We start from the raw sequence: 8719 nt of genomic DNA, 5'->3' as shown, positions 1-8719 counted from the left end.
CAAGCCGCAGCCGGGGTCGCGGCGGGCTGTGCGGACGCGGAGGGCGATGCGGACGCGGAGGGCGATGCGGATGCGCCGGATGCGCCGGATGCGCCGGATACGCCAGATACGGAGGACGCCTCGGTGACCCGCACCTTGACGCCGGGCCGCACCTTCTGCAGACCCTCCACAATGACGCGCTCGCCCTCGGCCAACCCCTCACTCACCAACCAGTCGCCGCCCATCACCCGGCTGACCCCGATGGGGCGCGGCTCCACAGTGTTGTCGGACTTGACCAGCATCACCATGGGATTGCCCTTGGTGTCGCGGATGACGGCGGGCTGGGGCACCAGAATGCCGTTCGCGTCCACACCCTCTTCCAGCACCGCGCGCACATACAAACCCGGCAGCAGATCCTGCTTGGGATTGGGGAACAGGGCGCGCAGGGTCACCACGCTGGTATTCGGGTCCACGGTGATGTCCGAGAACTGCAACATGCCCTCCAGCGAATAGGCGCTGCCGTCCTCGAACAAGAGCTTCACCTTCGCGCCGTCGGCCCCGGCCCTGCGCAGTCTGCCCTCGGCCAAGGCACGCTTGAGCCGCAGCAGTTCGCCGGTGGACTGGGTAACGTCCACGTACACCGGGTCGGTCTGCTGCACCCTGGCCAGCGCGTCGGCCTGGTTGGCGTTGACCAGCGCGCCCGGCGTGACGACCGACTTGCCGATGCGCCCGGAAATGGGCGCGGTGATCCGGGTGTAGCCCAGGTTGATGCGCGCGGTTTCCAGTGCGGCCCGGGCCGCCGCCACCTCTGCGACGCTCTGCTTGTGCGCGGCCTGGGCGTCGTCATTGTCCTGTCGGCTCACGCCGTTGGTCTTCACGAGGTCCGCGTATCGCTCGGCCTTCAGCCGGGCGGGCTCCACGGCGGCCTCGGCCTTGGCCAAGGCGGCCTTGGCGCTGTCGTACGCGGCCTGGTGGATGGCGGGGTCGATCTGGTAGAGCACCTCGCCCGCCTTCACGTCCGCCCCTTCGCGGAACAGGCGCTTCTGGATGATGCCCCCGACTTGCGGACGGACTTCGGAAACCAGCAGGGCCGAGGTGCGCCCCGGCAGGACGGTGGAAAGCGTCACCGGCCGGGGCCGGATGGTCACCACAGCGACCTCCGCTTCCGGGGCAGGCCCGGCGGCGGGCCGGTCTTGGCCGCAGCCGGAAAGCGCCGTCACAAGCACGGCAAGCAGAAACGCGAGTGTGATGTTGGTGGTGTTGCGCATTGGATTTGCTGAACCTTTCATGGGATGCTGACTGTTGCTCCGTCTTTCAGGAGAAGGCGTGTCCGGATCGGCTGGCGCTCAGGCGCTCGATGCCGCCCAAGGTGAACTCGACGATGAAATCCGCCATGGCTTCGACGTTGCTGGGTTTCAGCGCCATGTCGGGTGATATGAGGCTGATGACTTCCCCAGCGTGCCCGTACAGCACGCACTGCCCCACGATGCTGGTGGCGCAGCGCGACACCGTCTCGTGATCGCTTCCGGGCAGAAGCTGCCGTACGATGTCCAGCAGCATGGCATACGAGGGGGCGCAGTAGTTCTCGATGACCGAATGGAAGCACCGGGACGAGGCCTGCACGAACTCCTGCGACAGCAGCCTGCCCAGACGCGCCGACACGGCGTCGCCGTCGTAGACGCACTCGACCAGCATGCTGCGCACGTAGGCCCGAAGGCGACCGCGCGGCGAGGTCAGGCCGTTCACCCCCGCGTCGCGCGGGTTGCGGCGCAGCTTCTGCTCCAGATGGTCGCGCAACACGGCCACGTAGAGGTTCTCCTTGCTGCCGAAGTGATAGTTCACCGCCGCTATGTTGGCCCGCGCCAGCGCGCTGATCTTGCGCACGGTGGCCCGGTGAAGACCGTCGGACGCAAAGACCACCCTGGCCGCGTGCAACAGGCGTGTTCGCGTTGTTTCATCCTGCGAATCGTGCATGCTTCCTCCAGCTGTACGGGCCAGCCGCGCTGGTTGGTGGCGTCCGGAAACGCCACCCCCAAAATCACCACATCCGCCACGGGGCATGATCGAAACCGGCCCCGGCCTTGTCCGGAACCGGCATGCCATGTGCCGCCCGTCCGCTTGCGGAGGGGACTGCGGAACGCCTTGCGCCATGGACGCCTGGAACCACGGAAGCAAAAGCATCCTTCCTTGCGGGGCGATACCAAGAGGCATGGTTCCCCACGAGAATTGGGGCTTGCGTTCCTGCGCCCGTGCCCTATACTTTATTGACCGTACAGTACGGTTTGAAAACTCGACTGTCAACTCCCCACCATGTGGGGTATGCTGCAAAAAAACATTGCCGAGTCAGGAGACGCACATGACGATGGGGCGCCCACCACGGGACCGAAGAACCGAAATCCTCGAAATCGCCGGGCCGCTGTTTCTCGAACACGGCTACCAGGGCACTTCAATGTCGCGCATCGCCGCTGCCCTCGGGGGGTCAAAGGGCACGTTGTACAGCTACTTCAGCAGCAAGGAGACCCTGTTCGAAGCGTACCTGCAGGACAAGGTGCAGGCAGAGGCATGGGTCTTCGAGCTTCCGAACCACGCGGATGACCCGGGGAGCGTGCTGACCCTGCTGGGCAAGCGGTTCCTGGCGCTGCTTGCGGATGAGACCTCCATCGCGCTGCTTCGCCTGTTTTACCATGAATCACCCCGTTTTCCCGAGATAGGCCGCATCTTCTACGAAACCTGCATCCTGAAATTCCGCAAGATGCTGGAAGCGTACCTTGCAAAGGCACAATCCAACAAACTGCTCGACATACCCTGCATGGCCACTGCGGCGGACCACTTTCTCGCGCTCTGTCAAGCCACGTTCCTCATGCCGCTCATGCTTTGCATACGACGCGAGATAACGGAACAAGAGTCCGACGTCGCTGTGAAATATGCCGTTGGCGCGTTTCTCAAGGCATACGGAAACGGCACCGCGACACGACATTCGGTGTAACCCGATCCGACGACCATTTCCGGCGCGCGCTTGCAAGGGAGCACCCGGCTCTCCAAACGCAAAAGGGCCGCCCGCATCGCGCGGGCGGCCCGTCTGTCTTGTCTGCATTCGCCGAAGGCAGCGGATGTCGCCACCGCTCCGGCCATGGTCCTACCCCATCCGCAATGGCCGCATGGCCAACAGCGCCCGACGGCTGAACGGGCCGATGCGGTCCGTTGCGCCGCCCGCGTCCGCCACCATGTGATGGTGGTAGTGGCTGGGGTGCACCTCGCACAGGTACAGCACCCGGACCAGGTCGGAATCGGCCAGCAGTGCCGCCGGGGATGTCTTCTGCACCTCGGCCAGCCGCGCGCGGGCAATGGCCAGCATCTCGTCGCGGTCGCCGAAGTGCATGGTGAACGTGGGGCAGGTCTTGACGCAGGCGGGCAGCATGCCCGCACGCACCCTGTCGATGCACATGTTGCACTTGGTGAGCAGGCCCGTGGATTCCTCCTTGCGGGGAATGTCGTAGGGGCAGGCCTCGCGGATGGTCTGGTAGTCCAGATCCTTCGTCTTTTCCGTGTAGATCACCGCGCCAGTGGCCTCGTCCTGGATGATGGCGCCGGGAATGAAGGCGTCTGCCATCATCTTGCACGGCGGTTCCAGACAGTGGCGGCACTGCTCGGGAAAGAACACCCACTTCAGCTTGCCGTCCACTTCCACCTCGTTGAAGCGCACCAGCTTGAAGGTGTGTCCGTTGAGGTCCGGCGGGTTCTGGTAGCTGCCGGTGTTCACCGTTTCATCGGCGGCCAGCTTCTTCCACTGCTTGCACGCGGCTTGGCAGCCCCGGCAGGCGGTGCAGCGGGTCTGGTCGATGAAGAAGGTCTTGCCCTTGTTCTCGCTCATGACTCACCTACCCTTGCTTCCCGGGCTGGGCCTTGCGGACGTTGACCATGAAGACCTTGGTTTCGGGAATCCCGGTATTGGGATCGCCCACCGAAGGCGACAGCAGGTTGGCCGAATCGAACGTGGCGTTCTTCTTCTGGCCCCAGCCGAACTGCCAGGGAATGCCCACCTGATGCACGGTTTCGCCCATGACGGTGAACGGCTTCAGGCGCGGGGTGACGATGGCCACCACCTGCACCTTGCCGCGCACCGATTCCAGCACCACCTGGTCGCCGTTCTGCACGCCCAGTTGCGCCGCCAGTTCGCGGCTCATCTCGCAGAAGCCGTCGGGCTGCATTTCCTTCAGCCACGCGGTCTTGCGGGTCATGGTGCCGGACTGCCACTGCTCGGTCACCCGGTAGGTGGTGCACACGTAAGGGAAGCGCGGGTCGCGTACGGCCTTTTCCTCGTGGGCGAAGTGCAGGGCCGTGGGGTTGACCCGCTGCGGCGACAGGGGGTTGCCCGCCAGCGGGCTTTCGAAGGGTTCGTAGTGTTCCGGCAGGGGGCCGTCCACACGGCCAGGGCCGAACAACTGGCCGCGCCCTTCGCGCACCATGATGAACGGCAGCTTTTCGCCGGGCTTCCACCCGCCGTCGGGCACGTCGCCCACCCACTTTTCGCCGTTCCAGGCAATGACCGCGCGTTTGGGGTCGAAGGGCTTGCCCGTCTGGTCCACCCCGGCGCGGTTGTACAGGATGCGCCGGTTGGCGGGCCAGGCGTACGACCAGTTGGGGAACAGGCCGATGGCCGCCTGTTCCGGGGTCTGGGTGCGGTCGTGCCGGGCCATCATGTTGCCCTGCTCGGTGTAGCAGCCGGAGAATATCCAGCAGCCGCACGCCGTGGAACCGTCGGCCTGCAACGCGGCAAAGCCGGGCACCTGCTGCCCCGCCTTCCACTGCTTGTCGGCGATGGTCACGTCCTTCAGGAAGGTGCCGTTGAGGCGCCTGGCCAGCGCACTGGCGTCGTACGCCCCGTCCTTCAGGTAGGCGGTGTCCAGGTTCAGGATGGGTTCCGGGTGCTTGCCGCCCTCTGCCTTGTACAGCTTGCGCACTTCCTCGAACAGCCGGATGACGATGTCGCCGTCGCTCATGGAATCGCCCATGAACCTGGCGCTCTTTTCGCGCCATTGCAGCCAGCGGCCGGAGTTGGCCACCGAGCCGTCCTTTTCCACGCTCATGCACGCGGGCAGGAAGAACACCTCGGTCTTGACGTCCTTGGGGTTCACGCCGGGGCCTTTCCAGAACAGCGAGGTCTCGTTCTCGAACAGGTTGACCACCACCGTCCAGTCCAGCTTGGCCATGGCCTTGCGGTTCTTGCCCGCGTTGGCCCCGCCTGCGCAGGGGTTCTGCCCCCACACGAACGCGCCCTTGAAGCCGCCGTTGTACATACGCTCGAACAGCGACAGCCAGGAGTATTCCACCACCTTGGTGTCGTCGATCTTGGGCAGCCAGGTGTACGCTTCCTTGTGGTCCACCGTGGGGTACATGGCCTTCAGCAGGGAGGCCGCGTACTTGTCCAGGTTGGACCACCAGTTGGCGCTTTGCGGATCGCTCGTGACCGGGGTGCCCGCCTTCACGTAGGCGTCGTAGTCGGCCCAGATGGCACGAGGAATGGGCAGGTAGCCGGGCAGGTTGTCGCACAGGAGGGCGATGTCCGTGGTCCCCTGCACGTTGGATTCGCCCCGCAGCGCGTTCACCCCGCCGCCCGCGATGCCGATGTTGCCCAGCAGCATCTGGATCATGGACAGGGCGCGGATGTTCTGCACGCCCACGGTGTGCTGGCACTGGCCCATGGCGTACAGGATGGTGCCAGCCTTGTCCGGCTTGCCCGTGGCGGCAAAGGAATTCCACACCGCCAGCACCTTGTCTTCCGGCATGCCGGTGACATTCACCACGGTCTTCAGGTCGTAGCGGGCGTAGTGCCGGCGCATCACTTGCAGGACACAGCGCGGATCCTTCAGGGTGGGGTCCTTCAGGGTCACGCCCTTGTCGTCGGTGACGAAGTTCCACTTCTTGCGGTCGTAGCTGGCCGTTTGCGGGTTGAAGCCGGAGAACAGGCCGTCCTTGAAGTCGTAGTCCGGCCCCACAAGGTACGAGGCGTTGGTGTAATCCACCACGTACTGCTTGAAATACAGCTCGTTATCCAGGATGTGCCGGATCAGCCCGCCAAAGAACACGATGTCCGTGCCCGAACGGATGGGCGCGTACAGGTCGGCCTTGGCCGAGGTGCGCGTGAAGCGCGGGTCCACGTGGATCAGCGTGGCGCCGCGCTGCTGGGCGCGGGTGACCCACTTGAACGAGATGGGGTGGTTTTCCGCCGCGTTGCTGCCCATGATCAGCAACACGTCGCTGTTCTTGAGGTCGATCCAGTGATTCGTCATCGCGCCGCGTCCGTAGGACTCTGCCAGAGCCCCCACAGTGGAACTGTGTCAGATGCGTGCGTGGCTCTCCAGGTACACCAGGCCGAGGGAGCGGTGCATGGCCTGCAACAGCCAGCCCTCCTCGTTGTCGATGGCGGCGGACCCGACGGAGGCGATGGCGCGGGTACGGTTGACCGGCTGCCCCTTGTCGTTGACGGCCTCGAACGAAGCGTCGCGGGTGTCCTTGATCTTGCGGGCGATGCGCGGCAACGCCCAGTCCCACGACTTTTCCTCCCACTTGTCGCTGCCGGGGGCGCGGTACAGCACCTTGGTGATGCGCTGGCTCTGCTCCGTGGTCTGCCAGATGGACGACCCCTTGGGACACAGGGTGCCTTCATTGGTGGGGTGGTCCGGATTGCCTTCGATGTTGATGGTGCGCCCGGTCGCAGGGTCGGTCCAGACCAGCAGGCCGCAGCCCACCGCGCAATAACAGCAGACGGAAGTGGTCAGGGTGGCCTTGTCGATGGCCAGCCCTTCCGCGTGCACCGCGACCGGGGCAAGGCTGATGCCCAGCCCCCCGAATGCGGTGGCCACGGCGCCCGTGGCAGCGAGCTTCATGAAGCCCCGCCGGTTCATTTTCATGTGTGCCTCCTGACGAGGAATGCGGTTGCGCGCGGGAAGTGCGCGCCGGGCGCGGGCGGTAAACGGCATGCCGCCCCCTGCAAGCTGACGCCCAGCATTTCATGCATACCACACCATGCAGATATTGGAAGAGCTTTTCCTTCACGTTATCAGCTATATATGCCTATCCTGACAGAATGGTGGCGCGTACGGACGCCGGAAACAACCGGGGCGCGCGGCTGATGCCACACGCCCCGACGGGATGCTGTGATGCGTTCAGGCAATGCGTGTCGCATACACCGCAAGGATTTCCGCCCCCTGCCCTGCAGGGGACAAAAAGACCTCGGCGGCTACGATTTCACCTTGTGGCAATCCCGGCAGTCCGTGGGTCCCGCCGCCTTGCCCGCCGCCAGCAGCCTGGCATGACAGGCGTTGCAACTGGGCCCTTCACCGTGGAAGGCGTTGCGGAAGTAGCGCGGGTTCTCGCGGTCCTTGGGAGTGCCGGTTTCGGCGTCCACCACCACGTCGTGGCAATCCTTGCTGGCGCACTTCATGGGGCCGCCGTCCACGTAGCCCTTGTGGTGGCAGGTGCCGCAATCCACGGTGGGGGTGTGCGCCTCGTGCGGGAAGGGCACGCGCGGCTTGGCCAGTTTCGCGCCTTGCGGCACGGTGACGGTGACCGCCTTGCGCTCCACCAGAGGGTGGTGCACCGAGAATTCCGGCGTCTCGCCATGGCAGACGAAACAGTTGCCGGAAGCGCCCATGGCGCGGGCGTACTGCTGGTACTGCACGGGGGGGATGTTGTCGCGGTCGCGCCCCAGCGGGTTGCGCGCCGGGTACACCGCGTGCGGCGCCCCATGGCAGGCAGGGCAGCGCAGCATGGTGGTGTCGTCGGTGCGTTCGGCGTACAGCCCGGCGGCATCGGCGGTCCACTTGTTGAAGGCGCTGGCGGTGGCCGACTTGGGCTTTTCCGCAAAGTCGTGGCAGCCCGCGCAGTCGGGCAGGTTCACCCACGGGGTGCGCGGGGCGATGTCTTTCGCATCCTTGACCGCCACGGGGGTAATGGCCGCCATCAGCCGTTCGGCGGCGGGGTTGCCCGCCTCCTGCTCCTTGCGCAGCAGGGACAGGGCATGGTCTTCCATGGCCCCGTGGCAACGGGTGCAGTCCAGCCCCTTGGTCACGTGGTAGTCGCGCCAGAAACGGGTGGCCCCGTCGGGTGCGGAAGGATGACAGGCATTGCAGGCATCCACGCCGCGCCCGGCCATGTAGGCGGCATGCCAGCCGTGGATGGCGGCGGACATGGCGGGGGGCACGGGCTTGCCGGAAGGCGTTGCGCCCGACTTGCCCGCATCGGCCTTGCCTTCCGGTTCATGGCAACTGCGACAGACCACGGTGGTGCCGGACTTGGCCCGTTTGACCAGGTCGGTGCCGTTGATGCGGTCGTGCACTTCCAGCACGTCGGCGGCGGTGGCCGGGGAAATGCCCGCCACGCCGCCCACCTTCCATTCGCCGCCGTGACAGTTGCGGCAGCCCATCTCGGTGGACACCGGCAGCACGCAGCGGGTGACGGCCAGCAGCGCGCCGGAGGCATCGCGCGCCTCCACGGTCACCGTGGGGTACGGGTTGAACCCGTTCTTTCCATCGGCACCAGTATACGGCAGCACGGGAATGCCCGTGGCCTCGTACAGGGTGGTGCCTTCCACCAGCTTCAGTTCGCCCGAAAGTTGCGGGGCTTTGGCCTGCGCGGCACCATCGCCGGGTTTCGCGGCGGGCGTGGTGGCAGCCTGCCCGGCGGGGGTGAGCGACGAATCGGCCACGGCGGCGGGCTGCGTGGCGGCGGGCCTGGCCTC

Annotated in this window: 6 protein-coding genes; 1 reads left to right on the top strand and 5 read right to left on the bottom strand. The window is 65.7% G+C overall.

The annotated features are described in order from the left end of the window. Positions 1-1247 (bottom strand): efflux RND transporter periplasmic adaptor subunit (locus FVW27_RS01920; protein WP_167122273.1); only part of this gene is annotated, 1247 nt, incomplete at its 3' end. A gap of 46 nt (positions 1248-1293) precedes the next feature. Next, positions 1294-1953 (bottom strand): TetR/AcrR family transcriptional regulator, encoded by a 660-nt coding sequence (locus FVW27_RS01915; protein ID WP_167122271.1) that lies wholly within the window; start codon positions 1951-1953, stop codon positions 1294-1296. 382 nt (positions 1954-2335) lie between these two features. Between FVW27_RS01915 and FVW27_RS01910 the strand changes: the two genes are divergently transcribed. Next, positions 2336-2965, top strand: a complete 630-nt coding sequence (locus FVW27_RS01910; RefSeq protein ID WP_167122269.1) for a TetR/AcrR family transcriptional regulator — start codon at positions 2336-2338, stop codon at positions 2963-2965. A 150-nt stretch (positions 2966-3115) separates the two neighbouring features. Here FVW27_RS01910 and FVW27_RS01905 read toward each other — a convergent pair whose 3' ends face one another. The 3 genes from FVW27_RS01905 to FVW27_RS01895 all read right to left on the bottom strand — a co-directional run. Further along, positions 3116-3850 carry a 4Fe-4S dicluster domain-containing protein gene (locus tag FVW27_RS01905; protein WP_167122267.1) on the bottom strand — a complete coding sequence of 245 codons (735 nt, stop codon included), beginning with the start codon at positions 3848-3850 and terminating at the stop codon, positions 3116-3118. Positions 3851-3857: 7 nt separating this feature from the next. Next, a complete protein-coding gene (gene fdnG / locus FVW27_RS01900) occupies positions 3858-6890 on the bottom strand; it encodes a formate dehydrogenase-N subunit alpha (protein WP_167122265.1) in 3033 nt (1010 codons plus the stop codon). A 329-nt stretch (positions 6891-7219) separates the two neighbouring features. Next, the coding region (locus tag FVW27_RS01895; RefSeq protein ID WP_167122263.1) for a cytochrome c3 family protein at positions 7220-8719 on the bottom strand (1500 nt) is incomplete at its 5' end.

Origin of the sequence: Nitratidesulfovibrio liaohensis, assembly GCF_011682075.1 — a bacterium.
GTDB classification, from domain to species: Bacteria; Desulfobacterota; Desulfovibrionia; order Desulfovibrionales; family Desulfovibrionaceae; genus Cupidesulfovibrio; species Cupidesulfovibrio liaohensis.
This window is presented reverse-complemented; position numbering and strand designations above follow the sequence as displayed.

Excerpts from the sequence above, each read along its gene's own strand:
- FVW27_RS01910 (WP_167122269.1), top strand. The coding sequence starts at position 2,336 with ATGACGATGGGGCGCCCACCACGGGACCGAAGAACCGAAATCCTCGAA.
- FVW27_RS01905 (WP_167122267.1), bottom strand. The coding sequence starts at position 3,850 with ATGAGCGAGAACAAGGGCAAGACCTTCTTCATCGACCAGACCCGCTGC.
- FVW27_RS01915 (WP_167122271.1), bottom strand. The coding sequence starts at position 1,953 with ATGCACGATTCGCAGGATGAAACAACGCGAACACGCCTGTTGCACGCG.